At 35.5% G+C, this 17,842-nt stretch carries 18 protein-coding genes; all 18 read right to left on the minus strand.

Translation table 11 applies throughout. The features are described 5' to 3' along the window. Nucleotides 1-95 precede the first annotated feature (95 nt). The 18 genes from QTL86_RS16475 to QTL86_RS16560 all read right to left on the minus strand — a co-directional run bounded on the left by QTL86_RS16475 (nt 96) and on the right by QTL86_RS16560 (nt 17,818). Nucleotides 96-320, minus strand: a complete 225-nt coding sequence (locus QTL86_RS16475; RefSeq protein ID WP_410495479.1) for a hypothetical protein — start codon at nt 318-320, stop codon at nt 96-98. 300 nt (nt 321-620) lie between these two features. Next, nucleotides 621-1,352, minus strand: a complete 732-nt coding sequence (locus QTL86_RS16480; RefSeq protein ID WP_410495480.1) for a hypothetical protein — start codon at nt 1,350-1,352, stop codon at nt 621-623. Between the two features lie 4 nt (nt 1,353-1,356). Then, the gene (locus QTL86_RS16485) at nt 1,357-2,553 is read right to left on the minus strand and encodes a hypothetical protein (protein ID WP_410495481.1); all 1,197 of its coding nucleotides are present in this window, start codon (nt 2,551-2,553) and stop codon (nt 1,357-1,359) included. Nucleotides 2,554-2,559: 6 nt separating this feature from the next. Beyond that, complete coding sequence (locus QTL86_RS16490; RefSeq protein ID WP_410495482.1) at nt 2,560-3,024, minus strand: hypothetical protein; 465 nt, start codon at nt 3,022-3,024, stop codon at nt 2,560-2,562. Between the two features lie 244 nt (nt 3,025-3,268). Continuing rightward, nucleotides 3,269-3,421 carry a hypothetical protein gene (locus QTL86_RS16495; protein WP_410495483.1) on the minus strand — a complete coding sequence of 51 codons (153 nt, stop codon included), beginning with the start codon at nt 3,419-3,421 and terminating at the stop codon, nt 3,269-3,271. A gap of 30 nt (nt 3,422-3,451) precedes the next feature. Continuing rightward, nucleotides 3,452-4,231 carry a hypothetical protein gene (locus QTL86_RS16500; RefSeq protein WP_127065351.1) on the minus strand — a complete coding sequence of 260 codons (780 nt, stop codon included), beginning with the start codon at nt 4,229-4,231 and terminating at the stop codon, nt 3,452-3,454. A gap of 254 nt (nt 4,232-4,485) precedes the next feature. Then, complete coding sequence (locus tag QTL86_RS16505) at nt 4,486-4,800, minus strand: WXG100 family type VII secretion target (RefSeq protein WP_127065350.1); 315 nt, start codon at nt 4,798-4,800, stop codon at nt 4,486-4,488. Nucleotides 4,801-4,853: 53 nt separating this feature from the next. Next, nucleotides 4,854-5,153: a WXG100 family type VII secretion target gene (locus QTL86_RS16510; RefSeq protein WP_127065349.1), complete on the minus strand. Its 300-nt coding sequence runs from the start codon at nt 5,151-5,153 to the stop codon at nt 4,854-4,856. 508 nt (nt 5,154-5,661) lie between these two features. Further along, nucleotides 5,662-6,894 carry a glycerate kinase gene (locus tag QTL86_RS16515; protein ID WP_410495484.1) on the minus strand — a complete coding sequence of 411 codons (1,233 nt, stop codon included), beginning with the start codon at nt 6,892-6,894 and terminating at the stop codon, nt 5,662-5,664. A gap of 91 nt (nt 6,895-6,985) precedes the next feature. Then, nucleotides 6,986-8,380: a GntP family permease gene (locus QTL86_RS16520; protein WP_013655308.1), complete on the minus strand. Its 1,395-nt coding sequence runs from the start codon at nt 8,378-8,380 to the stop codon at nt 6,986-6,988. A gap of 155 nt (nt 8,381-8,535) precedes the next feature. Further along, nucleotides 8,536-9,702 carry a CdaR family transcriptional regulator gene (locus QTL86_RS16525; RefSeq protein WP_410495485.1) on the minus strand — a complete coding sequence of 389 codons (1,167 nt, stop codon included), beginning with the start codon at nt 9,700-9,702 and terminating at the stop codon, nt 8,536-8,538. Nucleotides 9,703-9,987: 285 nt separating this feature from the next. After that, nucleotides 9,988-11,019, minus strand: coding sequence for a 3-deoxy-7-phosphoheptulonate synthase (locus QTL86_RS16530; protein ID WP_013655306.1), 1,032 nt, complete (start codon nt 11,017-11,019; stop codon nt 9,988-9,990). Between the two features lie 97 nt (nt 11,020-11,116). Further along, nucleotides 11,117-11,851, minus strand: coding sequence for a sugar phosphate isomerase/epimerase family protein (locus QTL86_RS16535; protein WP_410495486.1), 735 nt, complete (start codon nt 11,849-11,851; stop codon nt 11,117-11,119). 403 nt (nt 11,852-12,254) lie between these two features. Then, nucleotides 12,255-12,677, minus strand: coding sequence for a bacteriohemerythrin (locus tag QTL86_RS16540; RefSeq protein ID WP_410495487.1), 423 nt, complete (start codon nt 12,675-12,677; stop codon nt 12,255-12,257). Between the two features lie 559 nt (nt 12,678-13,236). Further along, a complete protein-coding gene (locus QTL86_RS16545) occupies nt 13,237-14,205 on the minus strand; it encodes a beta-galactosidase small subunit (protein ID WP_410495488.1) in 969 nt (322 codons plus the stop codon). Next, the gene (locus QTL86_RS16550) at nt 14,189-16,069 is read right to left on the minus strand and encodes a glycoside hydrolase family 2 TIM barrel-domain containing protein (RefSeq protein WP_410495489.1); all 1,881 of its coding nucleotides are present in this window, start codon (nt 16,067-16,069) and stop codon (nt 14,189-14,191) included. Before QTL86_RS16550 ends, QTL86_RS16545 begins: the two co-directional genes overlap by 17 nt. A gap of 13 nt (nt 16,070-16,082) precedes the next feature. After that, nucleotides 16,083-16,922, minus strand: a complete 840-nt coding sequence (locus tag QTL86_RS16555) for a carbohydrate ABC transporter permease (RefSeq protein WP_013655301.1) — start codon at nt 16,920-16,922, stop codon at nt 16,083-16,085. Then, the gene (locus QTL86_RS16560) at nt 16,919-17,818 is read right to left on the minus strand and encodes a carbohydrate ABC transporter permease (protein WP_410495490.1); all 900 of its coding nucleotides are present in this window, start codon (nt 17,816-17,818) and stop codon (nt 16,919-16,921) included. Before QTL86_RS16560 ends, QTL86_RS16555 begins: the two co-directional genes overlap by 4 nt. Nucleotides 17,819-17,842: the final 24 nt, after the last annotated feature.

Below are 17,842 nucleotides of genomic sequence, written 5' to 3' on the forward strand. Positions count from 1 at the left end.
CTGCTCATTGTCAGCATCAGTTCTTTCTTGATTTGTACTATAATAAATTAACTTTAAAACGAAACCTATACAAAGCAGTGGAAAACCACTAAGTACTAAAATTCTCCTGGCATATAGCCCGCATGTGGATTCTGTGTACTTGGATCATATCCAGGGCTGGGCATAGAAATACTAAGGAAACACAGAAAGGCCATTAAATCATTGTAAATAACCAACCATAAAAATCCCCAAGATACAGACTTAGGACGCCTTACTTTCTTAATGATACACCCTAGCGTAAGAATAATTAAAAATGCTATAAAGCCTATATCTAAATTCATAGTACTATCCCCTCCCATTTTCTCTTAACCTACTGCTATGTCACACACTTAAACCGACTACGAAATCTATAAAACTGCTCAGACTAAATACATTCAAATGCAATTGCGCTTTAAATATTATTATATTTCTGAATTTATTTTACTATATTTAGCATTAAAAAGCACTCCTAAATATGGTTAATAATTTAATTTTTGAAACAAAAAACCACCTATCAGGAAACTAGACTTGCTAGTTCTAATAAGTGATTTTCGTCATACGCTTTTATCTTACACTATTTATGCCGTTTCATATAATAATCTTTATTTGTATGAATCATCCTTTAAGATTGAAATAATGTCATCACAAAACTCCTTATAGTTTGGTGGAAGATGCGTACCATCTTGAGTATACCCTGTATAAGCACATAATGAGCCATCTTGCTTTTCAAAAATAAGCTTCCAATACAATGAACCTGTACTTTCTTCTTCCTCTCCGCTATAATTATTTTCCCAATTATAAATCTCATACTTTTCAGGTAGTTTTTCCACTATTTCTTTCTGCTTAGCTGATAGTTCATGTGGGGTAGCATCATCTAAATACCACTTACTCTCTACTAAATCAAATATAATGTTTTGCTGAAAAGTACCCTCATTATATACCATAGCTATCTTATTAAAATGATCGCCTGTTTTAATACTACCTTCTGCTGGGGTATCAAATATTTGAAACAATTTTGTTTTACCATCATCTATATAGTATTTAGCCTGTGATTCTATGATTTCTCTTACTTCTTCACTTGTAAATGATCTCACCTTTAACTCATAGTCTTGTATAAGCTTAGTCACGTCAATTCCTTCAAGTTCTTCCTTTGTAAAGCCATAGCTATCTATCATGAACTGTATATCCTCTACACTTTGGTCACTCTTTTGGGTTACTACTTCATTTTTATTTTTCACTTCTTCACCTTCATTTTTTATTGATATTGCCTTGCATCCATTTAATGACATACATAAAACTAAGCTTAGTAAAATATAAATTTTATTTTTTTTCATCTTCTTACGCTCCTAATGCTTTGGTATACTCATTCATAATCTTGGTTGCCTCAGGAAAATATTCATAAACTAGATTAAGGCTTGTATCATCTCCTGCCATATTATAAGAAAAATACTCTGCCCAAAGCTCCTTTGCCGCCTTTTTATCATCTTCCCAGTAACTTGTATCATGTCCATACCCCGACCTTAACTCATTCCCCGACATTCCTCCATAAACATCACTTACAGCCTCATAAGTAGCACCACTAACCCCACTTGTAAATTCACTTTTTACTGCATTATATAAGAGAAGATCCGCATTACTTAAATCACTTCCACTACCTTGTTTTAATGCATCAATCACATTCTGTACATCGCCTTTACTACCACTTCCACCACTAGCAATAATTCTGTTAGCAATACTGGTTATACTATGTTCATTGTTATCATTATAATAAACGTCATATTCTATAGCCTGCCTCATGGTCACATCCTTTCCCATTGCCTCACTATATACCTTGTATTCTTCGCTATCACTTCCCAGCCATTTAGCTACATCACTAAGGTCATCTATGGCATGACCACACTCATGGAAGAATACTGTATAAGCTCCTCGTGGGTCACTAGCAAAGGAGTCTGGATAGGAATAAGTTACCGTATGCTTCCACGCCTTATAAAAAGCACTCTTGCCATCCGCATCAGCTATCTTAAACTTGGTAATTGATTCCATAAAAATGCTTCTATATGGTTCTGGTGCTGTATAAATAAGATATTTAATATTGCGTTTATCTTCCTCTGTTAAAATATCCGCACCATCTCCATTTAGGAAGTCATTTAACTCCTCCACTTCCTTCTCATGTTCTTTTTCATAGGCGGCAATTGCCTCATCCATCTCCTTCTTCGTCACATGGTTTAAAGGATTTTCTCCTCTATTAGGATTAATATTAGATACTAAAAGAATCTGATTTTCAGATTTAAGATAAGCATTTTTAACGCTATTTAAAGCAACTGCCATTCTTTTCATTTCTTGCTGAAATTGAGCAATTTTTTTCTTTTCAGTCGCAATTTCTTTAAGGATTGCCTCGGAGCAATAATCATTCCATCTACTCATTGCAAAATAAAGTATGTTCATCTGCCCCGCTATTTCCCCCATTTGAGTACTTAAGCTATTAATATCATCTGCTATTTCTTTTATATTTTCAATGCGAATATCAAATGCCATATAATATTATATTCCCCCTTTAACTATTTTGTCTTCACTCACCTGATAATAAGTACTAATTTTCTCTAATGCTTCTTTCATATATTTATATTCCATTGCTTGTTGTAATACATTTTTCCCTGCTAGATCTAATAATCTTTTTATACCAAAAAAATCACCATTCAGATAACTACAAACACTCTTAATTGCTGCTACATAATCTATTAATTTATTATAGCTTTTTTCTAATTCACTTGTCACAGTAACGAGTTTTTCAGTCTGAACTGTAAATGCCCATGGTTGACCTTCAGCAGGTTGTGTTTCATTAGGCTTAGCTGGTATAACAATATCTACTCCATTAAAACCTGCTTCTACCAATTCACCTATCATTAACAAAGTCTTTTGTTTATTTTCTGGAGATAATGTTCGTAAATAATTGTCAAGAAATTCATCAACATCTGCCATTCTCTCATCTCTAGTACCAACAGTCATTTGGACCGTTCCATCAGATTTAAAATCAAAAAAGTATTCGGATAATGATTCTCTAGGAATCCTCCTTCTCCATAATCATAACCTTTATAAAAGGTAGTGTTTCCCACATCATTTAATAGTAAATTAACGCAATCACTCTCTACATTATGATTGGATATCTTATCTTGATTCATTGCAACCTGTTAATAATATTTTGCCAATCATCGCCTGTCATATAAGAGCCATAATCCTTATTGGAGTCAAATTAATTTGAATCTGCATTTTTAGTGATATTTGAAACTAACTGTTCCACCGTCATTCCTTCTAAGTCAATCACCTGTTGTAACGGTTTATTATCTGTCATATACATTAAATTATTTAATAATAATACCTGTTCAGTTGATAATTGCTCTGACATATTAACCTCCGAACGCTTAGTTATATTTCATCAAAAGGCTTCATTAAACACTTCTTTATTCTCATTGACAGAATCATAAATGCTCACAATATAATAACCGGATACTTTCTTTTGATTGATTACCTGTTTAATTTTCTCAAACTCTTCTTTATAGGATTCATTTCCCAGCCTATTGCTATCAATATAAATAAAAGTTGTATTTTGCACATGCACGTTGCCGTTAATAATATCACTAACCTCTAGCTTTTCATTGAAGTCATTACCCTCTACAGTAGTAATACGTGCATCTACTCTATCACAAGGGATATCTTCCTGTAACAATACTGCTTTCAATTCATTTTCATACTCTTCCTCTATGATATATCCATAAAAATTATCCTCTGCAGAATACTCCCCATCCTCTACATATAAGTACAGGTCATAATAACTTTCACTGTCATCTGACTCTTGAAAAACAAATTTAGAATAGGCATTATTCAACTTATTTTTTGGTTCGCAGTCTACTATATGAAATGTATAAGAAGGATATTTGCCTAGCAAATAATCCATTGCATAATCATATTGTCTTAAAACTTCCTCCTGCCAAACAAAGAGTTTCCCTTCCTTAACTCTGTCTTCGTTTATTGAAATCTTGCATAACAAGGCTTCTTGTTCTGGTGTCATATCAACCTTTGTTTCCATGTCACTACTCTCCTCTTTCAAATTACTCTTTTCTAATACAATACCATTGCTTCCTTCTACCATACTGCCGCATGCAGTAAGTAAAATAATCATGCTAATCATTTCCCAAAATGCATATTTTATTTTCACTTCAAAGCATCTCCAATAACTTTATTCATCCGTTCAGCCCTCTGAAACATCAAAACCACTATCACCTAGATCTAATGCATAATTTAGCTTATCTTAGAATACTCGTAAGCCTTTTTATATTTATACAGAACTCCATGTATCATTTCTGCTCTCCCATAAAATGTATTACTATGAAATACTGCTCACTTTTCCCCTTTTTTAAAATAATTGGCAAGCGGAAATGTCTTTTTCCTCTCGCCAATTATTATGTACTACTATGAAATTACTGAATCTGTTAAACCTTGACCCTGTTCCATATTAAGATTTTCAGCTTGTTTATATTGCTCTGCCATTGTATTTAAATCTTGTGAATGTTCTTGGATCATACGATTCATTTTGTCAATGTCAGCTTGTAAACCTTGAAACTTACGTAAGTAAGTAGCTGATGCTTCCCCTTGCCAAGAACCACTTAAATTCTTTACGATTCCCATCATTTGATCCATTAACCCTTTAATTGTATTTCCTTTACCACTAAAGTCACCTGCAGTTGCTTGTAACTCTTCTGGGGTTACCTTTAAAATTCCTTCCATATGCTTGACGCCTCCTTGATATTTTTCTTATCTGATATTTTAATAAACACTTCTTAGTAATTTCTAGTTCTTGCAACTTCAGCGTTAGCTGATTCAGTCTTTTCATATTGTGCTGCGATTTGTAATAATGCAGCTATATAGTTCTCCACTAACTTATAGAAGTTATCCATTTGTCCTTTATCTTTTACAAATGCTGCATGGAAATTGTCATTCGCTTGGCCAACCCATTTACTCTTTAAAGCACCTTCAATCGTTTCTAAATTTCCCACCTCTCCTTTAAAGCTTCCATTTAATCCTTTTAGTTCTTCAGCTTTTGCTCTTAATTCTGATGCTGTTACTTGAAAAAATGCCATATTACTTTCCTCCTTGTTTTCCTTGATAATTGTATATTATCACAAATTTCTGTTTTCTATTATTTTTACTACCAAATGCACTTTTAAGTGTTCGAATGACCACTTTTAGCATCTTCAGATGCTTTATAGCCTATGGGGGGATATCAATAAATAGGCATCTAGATAAATCTATGGCTTTTGCCATTCTTTCTTGGCTATAGGCTCAAGTTCACTATAGTTTGTTGCACTGCCATTTGCTGTATAGCTATAACCATCATCAAAATTAAAACGCTCTTTAGTTAGGCTTCTTACCTTTCCATCACAGCTCCCAGGTTGTCAATCTAAAAAGGCCCATGAAAAGCTAAAGTATTATTGACACATATAAAATAGGTCTGAAATTTATATTTCAGACCTATTAGCTGCTTTGGCATTATAGACTTTCTAGGGGGACAAAGTCTATAATGCCAAAGCAACCCATGCGAGTCAAATTATACTCTGGGATTATCTCTATTCCGTTTAAAGTATGTTCTCACCTTCGAATCAGCAAAACAGCTACGTCATTTACATTGGTTCCTGTTGCCCCTGTCATAATCAGACCACCTACCCGTTGTAGTGCCTGATACGAATCATTCTCCTTGAGTATCTCGAAAATTTCTATACCCTGCTTTCTTAATTTTTCCTGCGTATCTTGATCTACATAACCTCCAGCCGCATCTGTAGGTCCATCTGTTCCATCTGAGCCTACACTTAATAGAGCCGTTTGATATAAGCCTCCTATTTCACGAGCTGCTGAAAGTGCTAATTCTTGATTTCTTCCTCCTTTTCCATGTCCCGTTAAATGAACTATGGTCTCTCCTCCAACAATAAAAGCTAAACTTTCTTGACTTCCCTGATAAGTTTTGGCGATAGCTGCTAGAAAAGTCCCTGCTTCTCTTGCTTCACAATTTAAGCAATCTGTTAGTATAAGTGTCTTATATCCAAGCTGCTGACAGGCCTCTGCTGCTGCCTTACAAAGTAATTTAACTGAACCCGTAATCCTAGTCTCAACATGTGTTAGATCTTTAGGTGTTTCTATATCCATCAGTTTCATCGCTTCTGCGCTTAATTTCAAATGGTATTTGGCGATGATTTTCTTTGCCATTTCATTGGTAGAACTATCTGGATAAGCCGGTCCCGAAGCAATCATATCTAGTGGATCGCCAATAATATCACTTAGTACAACACTAAATACCTTAGCAGGTAAACAGAGCTTTGCAAACTTTCCGCCTTTAACAGCTGATAATCTTTTGCGAAGTATATTTATTTCCACAATATCTGCACCACAAGCTAAAAGCTGCCTGGTTATATCCGTCAGTTCCGCCTCGCTTACAAGGGGCTTTTCAAATAAAGCAGATCCGCCACCTGATAGCAAAAACAGTACCGTATCCTCTGCATTAAGGCCTGTAATTAAATCAATCGCTACCTGAGTTGCCCTGAAGGAATTGGCATCAGGTATAGGATGCCCTGCTTCATAGCACTCTACATTAGGTAACTCACCCTTCATGTGTCCATATTTCGAAATACAGATGCCTTTTTCAATCTTCTTATCCAAACAGTCACTTGCAGCTTTGGCCATCTGCCATGCTGCCTTACCTACTGCGACCATATAAATTTTACCTTCACCAAAATCTTTAGTTTTTAGAGCCTGTCTTACTGCTTCATCTGGAAGTGCTGAGGAAATAGCCTTATTTACAATGTAGTCTGCTTCTTCTCTTAGAGTCATCTCATCATCTCCTTGTACAAAGACCAGGCACTAATCACTAGATGCCTGGTCTGTTTTTCAACTATTTATACAATAAACCTATGTAGCCAGTCTAGTGTAAAAATAATGATAATATAAAGATACCTATCATAGAACAAATACCTTCTACTAATGTAACAGCTGTTTGTGTTTTATATCCTTGTTCCGGTGTCATTTCTCCAAAGTTGGTAACTACCCAGAAGTAAGAGTCATTGGCATGAGATACTGTCATAGAGCCTGCTCCTATTGCCATAACACATAATACAGACATTACGACTGAATCCATTCCTAAAACCCCCATTAGTGGCGCCATAATACCTGCTGTCGTCGTAATGGCAACTGTTGATGAACCTTGAGCTGATTTCAAAATAGCTGCTAGAAGGAATGGGAAGAAAATACCAATACTCTCTAGAGTTGCTGCGTTTTCTGTAATAAACGCCACTAGACTTGTAGATGCAATCACTTTTCCTAATACGCCACCTGCTGCTGTTACAAATAAAATAGGACCTACTGTTTTTAAAGTTTCATTTGTAATATCGTAAAGCTGACTTCCTTTGTTAACTTGAAGCATTAATATAATTCCAAATATAACACCTACAGCTAACGCAATAATAGGTGTTCCTAGGAAGGTAAATGCTGTACTAACTGCACCACTCCATCCTAAAATGCTTGATACGTTTGACATAGCCATTAAGAAAATCGGTACAATGATAGGTGCCAGACTCATAAAACCACCTGGAAGTTTCCCATAAGAAGCTACTAACTCTTCATAGCTTTGAACAACCTCTCCTTGATTCTCCTGTTCATCCTTAGCTTTTACTCTCTTTCCTACCCATTTAGCATAAAAATAAGCACCTATTAAACCAGGAATGGAAGCTAATGTACCTAATCCCATAACAAGTAGTATATGGTCTCCGACACCTAAGGTATTTGCTGCTGCAATAGGTCCTGGAGTAGGTGGGATAAAAACATGTGAAGCATATAAACCTGCTGACAAACAAACAGTCATTGCTACAGATGAAGTCTTTGTACGTTTTACTAAGGCTTTACGAATTGGATTTAAAATGACAAACCCTGAGTCACAAAATACTGGTATGGATACTACCCATCCCATGATTTCAATAGCAAGTTCAGGATGCTTTTCACCTACTAGCTTAACAACCATATCCGCTAACTTCAAAGCGCCTCCTGTTACCTCTAGGATCGTTCCAATTAATGCACCAAATATAATGACGATTCCGATACTTGTAAATGTAGATGAAAAACCATTTCCAATAACAGTTGCAATACCACTTACCGTACTTCCATCCGCATTGGTATAGGATGCAAAAGGAATACCTCCTATTAATCCTAACACCAGAGAAATGGACATAATAGAAAGAAATGGATGAATCTTAAACTTACTAATCATAACAATCATAAGAATGATTGCTACAATAAATACAATTAAAAAAGGAATGCCCGTCATAAAAATACCCCCTTTAATAGCTTTTATCCCCAATGCATTATATACACTTGGGTGTTATCTATTAACAATATTATATTATTTGAAATATTTTGTATATATTCTCCATAACATATATTTGAGGAAATTATTGTTATTCATAATAACCTTGAATTGTTTTAAATACGTGTAAGTCGTTCTTTCTTCCGTAATCTTTGGTAAAACTCTCTGGCAATATAGTAGGCAGCTGCTTCTGAAGGAGTGCGTATGTCCTTTCCTGTAATAGTCTCCATCTTCTTCAATTTATACTGCAAGGTATTTTTATGGATATAAAGTGCATTAGCCGCCTGAGTAATTGAACCCTCATAAGTAAAATAAACATCTATCAGTTGCATATATTCTTCCACATCTTCCTCGCTTTGCCCACTAAATAATTTCCTAATATATTCTTCCATGCTCCCTAATGGAATTTCATTCATAAATAAATCCATATAAAGATCGTCATAAAATACAATTTCCCTTACCAAAGGTACTGCACAATTCGCTGCTTTTTCTGCTTCTTCACACATCTTAAATACAATACGATCATTATTCGAGTTACTATCTATGCCTATCAGCAGCGTTTCTTCATATCTGGAATAGATTTTCTCCTTTAACCGCTCAGCTATTTGCTTCATTTGTTCATTGGAGCAAATCGGTACTAACACAATTTGTTTGGGTGGCATACGTAAATACAGGCACTCACCTTCACGCTCTACACTATGCCGAATAGTGGTCTCCATCTGCTCTAGCTTTTCTTGTCCCTGCAACGTTACCGATAACTGGTGATATGTAGCAATATTAATGATCATTACACGACGAGGTCTCCTAACATCAATCCCCAGTTTTTCTCCTCGCTCCACAAATTCCCAATTATACTTATTTCTCACACCAGATATCCATTCTTCCAAGAAGCGATATCGTACTCTCCTGTCATAGCGATGTTCATCTTTTATAAGTCCATCTTCAACCATAATCTGTGTCATATGTTGTACAATCTTTCCATAGCCAACCACTCGTTCTACTTCACCCGTAATACCAATCACACCTACAATAGCTTCATGAATCACAATAGGTAAATTAACACCCGCTTTCATAGTAGGCGTTTCCATATCTGCCGTCACATATAAGCACTCCAGTTGCTCTCTAATCACTTTTTGTGCGCCTTCATGCAGCATACCAATTCTGTTTTCATCCGTACTTGCAATAATGTAGCCATCTGCATCCATAAAATTAATGTGTGCATGTATTTCATTGCCAATTTCATCTACAATTACTTGCGCTGTTAGGGGACTAATACGTCTCATAGACTATCACATCCTTTGGGATTAGTATTTCTTTTTCTTAGTATAACTATTTTTATATGTTTTTAGAAAGCCTTTATTATAAATATTTAAAAATTATAAAATTTTATAACGGTTAGGTTTTCCCCTGTTTTTTATGCCTACATAGTGATTGAACTCATCTTATTTATTGCTATGCTCAGGGGGTAAGTAAATAATAAAAGAAATGGACATAGGAAAGCCGGCAATAGCGTATCATCCATTGCCGGCTTTCTTTTTTATTCCACTAACAGCTATCCTAAAAAACGTCTAGCAGTTTTCTGCAATCTTATAAAGCAGTTTTTCTGTTTCTTCCCATCCAAGGCAAGGGTCTGTAATAGACTTACCATATACTTGATTCTCACTAATTGGCTGTGTGCCACCTTCGATATAGCTTTCAATCATAACCCCTTTTACAAGCTTCTTTAAGTCATTATTGTATGATCTACTATGAAGTACTTCACTCACAATACGGATTTGTTCCATATATTGCTTACCAGAATTAGCATGGTTAGCATCAATGATGGCTGCTGGGTTCACTAAGTCATACTTGTCATAAAGCTCCATCATATACATTAAATCTTCGTAGTGGTAGTTAGGAATAGAGATGCCTCTCTTATTCACTGCGCCACGTAAAATAACATGAGCAAGATCATTGCCATCTGTTGTTACATCCCAGCCACGATAAATAAAGTTATGAGACTTTTGAGCTGCAACGACAGAGTTAAACATAACAGAAAGATCTCCACTTGTAGGATTTTTCATCCCTACAGGAATATCCATACCACTAGCTGTTAAACGGTGTTGTTGATTCTCTACAGAGCGTGCCCCAATAGCTTCATAAGATAAGATGTCATCTAGATATCTACGATTTTCTGGATATAACATTTCATCTGCTGCAGTAAGCCCTGTTTCCTCAATAGCACGTACATGCATTTTACGAATAGCAATAATTCCTGATAATAAGTCAGGGTCTTTAGTTGGATCTGGTTGGTGAAGCATACCCTTGTAGCCTTCACCTGTTGTTCTAGGTTTATTGGTATAGATTCTAGGGATAATCATTAATCTATCTGAAACCTTTTCATTCACCTTTGCAAGTCTACTTACATAGTCACATACTGAATCTTCATTATCTGCAGAGCATGGCCCTATAATAACTATAAATTTATCAGATTCCCCTGTGAAGATTTTCCTAATTTCTGCATCTCTTTTTGCCTTTATTTCAGCTACCTTTTGAGAAATAGGATATTGCTCCTTAATCTCCTTAGGTATTGGTAGCTTCTCTTTAAAGTTCATTCCCATATTCTATTCTCCTTATCTAAATGAGTCATGCGTATTTTTATATTGTATACCATACCACAATACTTTCCAATAACTTTATCCATTATTACATTACTCTCTAGTACTTTTTGATAAGCCACTGCAAAGATTCCTCTAGCATTTTTTCATCACCTATTTCTAAGCTCCACTTTGCATCGGGTGTATCATGTTTAAGCTGTTGTAATATTGTTTGAATAGGCAGAGTACCGTATTCTAAGCCTTGATGTGCATCCCTGGTACCATCATTATTATGCAGATGTACATAACCTATTCTTTCCCCCAATGCTTTAATCCACTCTTCTACTGTTTGATTTGAATACGCATTAACATGTCCTATATCCAAACATGCTTTAAAATTGGGCTGATTTACTCTATCAACTATTTCCTTTAGTAACTCCCAATCCGTATCTAATACATTTTCTATATAAAACATACATTCCTTACTTTTGTCTTCTAAAAATTCTTTCCAAAAAGCCACTACATTCTCTAGCCAATATTTATCGATATAAACATTTGGCAGATAGCCTGTGTGAAAAATCATAGCTTTGCTCCCAAAAGCCTGAGCTGCCTTATAACTTGCGTTAAAACGTTCCTCTGTCAAACTTCTTACCTTTCCATCACAGCTTCCAGGTTGTAAATCTAAAAAAGGGCCATGAAAAGCTAAAGGTGTATTGTCTTTAAATGATGCGAATTCCTTTTGATAGTAGCTAATTGAATGTTCTAAGTCATCTAGCACCTCTCCAATACCAAAGCTAATAACCTCTAGGCCCACTGGGTACCTTTTTAATAATTTTTCTATTTTATCTGTCTCCAATAATTGCGAAAAATAAATCATGTTCTTGCTGTACCCTTTCCAAATTTGTTTTTATCACGTTCTTATCATTATAAGTATGCTTGTTTTCTGGCCACACTTCATCACTCATTATTATACTATACATATCCTCACTTTATTATATACATTCTTCTTATGTATATAACAAAGAAAATGGACATGGGAAAGCCTGCAATGAATGCTAATCCATTCAATTGCCGGCGCTTTTTTTTTCTATAACTATCTATGTGTATGGTCTAGCAAGCATCTATTATTTATACTATTTCTCTAGATACAGCCTCCATCTCTATGCATATCTTTCATACACTTCTTATATCGTGCCTTTCATAATATTCAACTGCATTTTTACCTATGTCTTTTATATTCTTAAACATGCCCCTACTCTCTATATCATTGACTCAATTTCTACCAAAAGCGCCTGCCTATCTTCAATTAAAATGTGCTCAAAAACCCACTTTTGTAATGCTTCTTTTATTTCTTTAAGCTTCTTTTGTGGATTCTGTAGTAACTCTCCACAATCTATGCTATTTACCCACGCTATAAATTGATCGTGTTCATTTTTATGTTTTCCAAATAAATGAGGGTTTAATTCTTTAATAACCTTCTCTTCCTCATAAAAATGATATGTAACATATTCCCTAATCTCACATAATAATTTTAAAAGATATTCTTCATCCGCATTCATACATTGAGTTAATATTTCTTGTTCTAACTTTCTCCCTATACTAAATAACTCTTGGTGTTGTTCATCGATAAAAGGGATTCCTACATTCAGTGACTCATCCCAATCAAATTTAAAATCAAACATTTCTTCTCCCTCTTCTTTAACTCAAATTAATTAACGTCTAAAAACCTCTTATAACCTAATTTTTGAATTTGCAATAAAAGATTACTTTAAAATTTCACTTTCTTGGGCTCTCCCTAATTCCATTAATTTTCATAATTCCTTCTCTATATTTGTTTACATAAATAAATTTTCTGCAGATATTATATATTTTTTTACGTTACATAACAATCCTTTTATTCAAAAGTTTTGTTATTTTAAATATACTTTCTAGTTTATAACTATTTACTTCTATTGCTTATTGACTTCTCTATTTGTAATATGAAATATGAGTTTATAAGAGCAATTCTTTTATTTAGTAGTTTAATTTTACTTAATGCGCTTATATTAGTAGGCGCATTAGCATTATATCTTTATCTTTGGTAATATAGTTGCCCAATAGATAAAGGCTCTAGTATAAATTACCAGAGCCTTTTCGTTTGTACAAAACCAATAATATAGAACTCCTTATAGCCCTCTACTAAATAGTAATGACCTCTTCCTTAGGTAAATTTACAACCTTCTCCTCCTATTGTAAATGTTTCTAAATCAACACTCTTTTTATAGAAAAGACATAGCTTATATCCTGAGTAGCATCAATTTGATACTGAGGCATTACATCACTTCCCCAACTGTCAATGCCTCCTACACCACGTACTTTTCCTAGTATAGAGACAACTGTTCTTCTAGGCAGTGGTAATTCTTCGTGATGTGTTGCATTTTCCAGTTCTTCTGCGGTATAAGGTATGCAAGAAAATGCAAAGGGCTCTCCTAGTGCCTCAAACTGTAAACTAAAAGTAGTCTTGTCAGTATCCGCATTATTTAAGGTAGTGGCACGTGTTACTGTCAGTTTTTTAGTTGCCATATGTACATTACAATCCTGAGGTACCATATACGGTGTTACAGGTAAGCCTTCTATATGATAAGTTCCTGGCACTCCTCCTGCCATACGATCAGGATAGGTTTCACCAGATAAACCTTCATAGGTGTACCCTACTGCTTTTGTTGGCATAATAAAACGCATTCCAAATACAGGCAGGCTAGGTAAGCCTTCTTTTCCATAATAATGCACCTTTACCTCTATGGTACCATCTACTTGAACTGTGTAGGTTACCTCTACTTCTGTAGCTGGCACTGTATTCGTTATATAGGTAAAGCAAAGACTTACACTTTCGGCATGCTCCTCATCTGTATACTTATTATTAGTAGGTGCTATAGGCTTTTCTACTTTCTTGCCATCTACTGCTACTACCACATTGCTGCATTTTATAAATAAATCAGCACCTAACCACATACCTGATTTGTAGGAAAAACCGTTTCCTCTATCATTATCTGTAGTGGCACGCCAAAAAGTTGGCTTAGGTGTGCGATAAAGCCATTCTTTACCTGCTACACTCAAAGATTCTAATCCTCCTGTTTGGTAGGAGAAAATATAATGAAAGTCTTCTCCACTCACCCCTAAGGTCACATCACCGAAAATAAGTTGTAAAGTTTGATTATTTATAGCGTTCATAGTAGTATTTTACCTCCTGCATGGCTGGTTTTTCTTCCCTAGTGGCAAAGACGATCCCATTACCTGAAAATTCATAATCTGATGGTCTGTCATCAAAGTCTCCACCATAACGAATTACCTGGGCCCCTGTCACTTCATCCTTTACCATTAAACCTTGGTCAATGAAATCCCATATAAATCCGCCTTGATACATTTCAAAACGGTCAAATAGTTCCATGTAGTCTTTCATTCCCCCAAGAGAATTCCCCATATCATGCATGTATTCACATAAAATAAAGGGTTTCTTGGGCTGATTTTCTAAATAGGCTATAATCTCTGCTGGCCTAGCATACATTCTGCTCTCCACATCAGAAATTCTATCCTCATAAGCGCGGTTGTGATGTACGCCTTCATAATGGACTAATCTACTACGATCAACTGCTTTATAGTAGTCATGCATGGCAGCTATATTCTCCTCGGCATAGGATTCATTACCTAATGACCAGAATAAAATAGAGGGATGATTTTTAAACACTTCAAAGTTAGTCTTTGCCCGATCTAAAACGGCTGCTAGCCATTTCTTATCACTTCCTGGTAGATTCCAAGAGGGCTCAACTGCCCCCATCTTTTGCCAACTACCATGTGTTTCCATATTAACTTCTGCCATGACATAAAGCCCTGCCTCATCACACAAAGTGTACCATGGGATTTGATTTGGATAGTGACTGGTACGTACCGCATTGATGCCATTTCGAAGCATGCAACCTATATCCCACACCATTTCTTCCTTAGTAATGACTCTACCTGTTTTGGCGCTCCATTCATGACGATTAACGCCAAGTAGACGTAGTCTTTTTCCGTTTAATAACATCATATTATCTTTAATCTCTATTCGTCTAAACCCTACTAGATAAGGGACTAGCTCCACTAGTATATTTGCCTCATTATACACCTCTATTAAAAATTCATATAAATAAGGTATTTCATGACTCCATGGGGTAATATCTTCTAAAGTTACCGGTGCAAAAATCACTTTTTCAGAAGCAGGCATTTGGGCTGCTAAAAGCCCTTTCCCATTTTGATCACGTAAATAAATCTTTACAGTTCCCTTCACTACTTTGCCACTTAGTTTCATTTCTACGCCAAAACTACCTGACCTCTGATCTTCTGCTAGCTCTGGTTTGACATAGAAGTCTTCTACATGAAGCTCTGGTTTGGCATATAAGGTTACATTTCTAAAAATACCAAAGAAACGGAAGAAATCTTGATCCTCTAGGAAAGCCGCGCAGCTTCTCTTATGTACCTCTACACAAAGCACATTGCCCTGTTCTTTTATAAAAGGTGTTAAATCAAACTCTGATGGTGTAAAGCTATCCTCTGCGTAGCCTATAAATACGCCATTTAACCAAACATACATAGCCTGTTCTACACCTTCAAAGCAAATGGTTATAGGCTTATTCCTTAAACCTGGTGCTAAATCAAAGGTGGTTCTATAGGCACCTACAGGATTGTAGCTTGCCTCACTAAATAACCCTATCCCCTCAGGTGTATCTTCCTTTACAGGACGTCTATAGATATGGCCTTCCCAAGGATACATGGTGTTGATATAGTGGATTTTATCATGATGATTGAGTTCGATATGGCTTGGCACTTCTATGCTGCCAAATCCACTGGCATCATACTCCGGCTTATAAAAATCAATAGGTCTTTCTTTGGCATTCTTAGCATAAGCAAACTGCCATACCCCATTTAGGCTTTGCATAAGAGAAGATTCCTTCTTAAGCATTTCCTCTTTACTAGGATAAAATAAATGGTCACTATGAGCTGCCAATTTGTTTACACCAAATACTTCTGGGTCATCTAACCACGTCATTTTTGCATTCATCGTTTATCTCTCCTTATTCTTTTACTGCTCCAGCTGAAACCCCTGCTAAAATATAGCGTTGGAAAAATACATAAAGTAAAACTGTAGGAATCATAATAATAATAATCCCTGCCGCCAAGTTCTGCCAAGAGCCTTGTTGTGCATTGGAATAATTCATTAAAAAGGTGGTTAATGTTCTTAGTTTATTTTTCGGCATATACAGATATGGAATATACATATCATTAATAATCGTAATGGCTTTGATAATACATACCGTTGCAGTAGCAGGTGCTAATAACGGAAATATAATTTTTATAAATAGTCCAAAGTAAGAACAGCCATCAATGAGTGCCGCTTCATCTAATGAAGGGGATAAATTTGAAATGAACTGTCTATAAATATAAAGTTGCATCAAATCTGAGGCAATATAAATGACAATAGGTGCCGCCAATGTATTATACAGATTTAACCCTTGAATAACCTTAAACCTGGCTATCTCTGTCACAAAGGTCGGTATGAGCATCCCAATAAAGAATAGTGCCACCACCAATTTCTTCCCTTTAAAGTCAAAACGTTCAATGATAAATGCTGTAATCGTTCCAATGATGACATTAAAAAATAATGAAACCACTAGCAAAATACCTGTATTCTTAAAACCAATGAGCAAATATTTATCTGTAAGTACCTTCTTAAAATTGTCGAATGTTATATTTTCTATTGCTGGTAAAAGAAGTGGTGAAGTCTGTACCATATCTGCCTTCGTTTTTAAAGCTGCAAATAAAGTGATTAAAATAGGTGCTAGTACAATCGCTACCATGCTTAAGCAAATCAGTTGTTTAATAAGCTGCACAAAAAATGATTTTCTTAATCTCATTGCTTTTTCCCCCTATCTTTTAATACCAGGCCATGAATGAGCTCATTTTGAATAAGATAGATGACTACAATCATAATCATAATCGTCACTGCCATAGTAGATGCCAGGCCGAAGTTAGAGAAGGTAAAAGCGGTTTTTATGGTATAGAGTGTAAACGTAGAAGAAGCATACCCTGGCCCTCCTGCTGTCATGACAAATGGGATATCAAATACTTGCAAGGCCCCACGAATATTATCAAATAGTACAAAGTCTACCATGAGCATAATAGCTGGTACCTGAATGTATCTAAAGAGATGCCATGTATTAGCACCATCTACCTCTGCTGCCTCTTCAATATCCTTTGGTATAGACTGCAAAGCTGCCATAAACAAAATAACGTGGTAACCACTAAAGCGCCATAAAGACACAAACGCTAGTACATAGTTGACAACCTTCTCGTCTGATAACCAATTACGGATCCAGCCTTCTAAGTTCACAGCTTGTAAAATGGCATCAAAAGCACCATTAATAGGTGAAAAGAAATAAGAAAATGCATAAGCAATGGCTACGCCATTAATAATATAGGGTAAAAAGACCATTGTTTTATAGAACTTCGCTGCTCTTAGCTTGCTTGTTAGTAATACTGCAAAGGCTAATTCTACTACGATCATTAATAAATGTACGACGAAATAAATACCATTATTTCTTAAAGATAACCATAAGTCCTTGTTTTTTAACATTGAAATGTAGTTCGCAAACCCTATGAAGCTACTACTTGGAGAATAGCCATCCCAGTTGGTAAAACTCATTTTGAATAAATCCATAGCCGGAAATACTACAAAAGCAATTAATAGGGTTAACGGAACTATAAGCGATACAATGATAAATAGATTACGTTGTTTAGTAAGCTTATTCATAGTTTCCTCCTTGTTTTGCAAGAG

Source organism: Cellulosilyticum sp. ST5 (assembly GCF_046529625.1).
GTDB lineage: Bacteria > Bacillota > Clostridia > Lachnospirales > Cellulosilyticaceae > Cellulosilyticum > Cellulosilyticum lentocellum.

Excerpts from the sequence above, each read along its gene's own strand:
- QTL86_RS16475 (WP_410495479.1), bottom strand. The coding sequence starts at position 320 with ATGAATTTAGATATAGGCTTTATAGCATTTTTAATTATTCTTACGCTA.
- QTL86_RS16480 (WP_410495480.1), bottom strand. The coding sequence starts at position 1,352 with ATGAAAAAAAATAAAATTTATATTTTACTAAGCTTAGTTTTATGTATG.
- QTL86_RS16485 (WP_410495481.1), bottom strand. The coding sequence starts at position 2,553 with ATGGCATTTGATATTCGCATTGAAAATATAAAAGAAATAGCAGATGAT.
- QTL86_RS16490 (WP_410495482.1), bottom strand. The coding sequence starts at position 3,024 with ATGACTGTTGGTACTAGAGATGAGAGAATGGCAGATGTTGATGAATTT.
- QTL86_RS16495 (WP_410495483.1), bottom strand. The coding sequence starts at position 3,421 with ATGTCAGAGCAATTATCAACTGAACAGGTATTATTATTAAATAATTTA.
- QTL86_RS16505 (WP_127065350.1), bottom strand. The coding sequence starts at position 4,800 with ATGGAAGGAATTTTAAAGGTAACCCCAGAAGAGTTACAAGCAACTGCA.
- QTL86_RS16510 (WP_127065349.1), bottom strand. The coding sequence starts at position 5,153 with ATGGCATTTTTTCAAGTAACAGCATCAGAATTAAGAGCAAAAGCTGAA.
- QTL86_RS16515 (WP_410495484.1), bottom strand. The coding sequence starts at position 6,894 with ATGACTCTAAGAGAAGAAGCAGACTACATTGTAAATAAGGCTATTTCC.
- QTL86_RS16520 (WP_013655308.1), bottom strand. The coding sequence starts at position 8,380 with ATGACGGGCATTCCTTTTTTAATTGTATTTATTGTAGCAATCATTCTT.
- QTL86_RS16525 (WP_410495485.1), bottom strand. The coding sequence starts at position 9,702 with ATGAGACGTATTAGTCCCCTAACAGCGCAAGTAATTGTAGATGAAATT.
- QTL86_RS16530 (WP_013655306.1), bottom strand. The coding sequence starts at position 11,019 with ATGGGAATGAACTTTAAAGAGAAGCTACCAATACCTAAGGAGATTAAG.
- QTL86_RS16540 (WP_410495487.1), bottom strand. The coding sequence starts at position 12,677 with ATGTTTGATTTTAAATTTGATTGGGATGAGTCACTGAATGTAGGAATC.
- QTL86_RS16545 (WP_410495488.1), bottom strand. The coding sequence starts at position 14,205 with ATGAACGCTATAAATAATCAAACTTTACAACTTATTTTCGGTGATGTG.
- QTL86_RS16550 (WP_410495489.1), bottom strand. The coding sequence starts at position 16,069 with ATGAATGCAAAAATGACGTGGTTAGATGACCCAGAAGTATTTGGTGTA.
- QTL86_RS16555 (WP_013655301.1), bottom strand. The coding sequence starts at position 16,922 with ATGAGATTAAGAAAATCATTTTTTGTGCAGCTTATTAAACAACTGATT.
- QTL86_RS16560 (WP_410495490.1), bottom strand. The coding sequence starts at position 17,818 with ATGAATAAGCTTACTAAACAACGTAATCTATTTATCATTGTATCGCTT.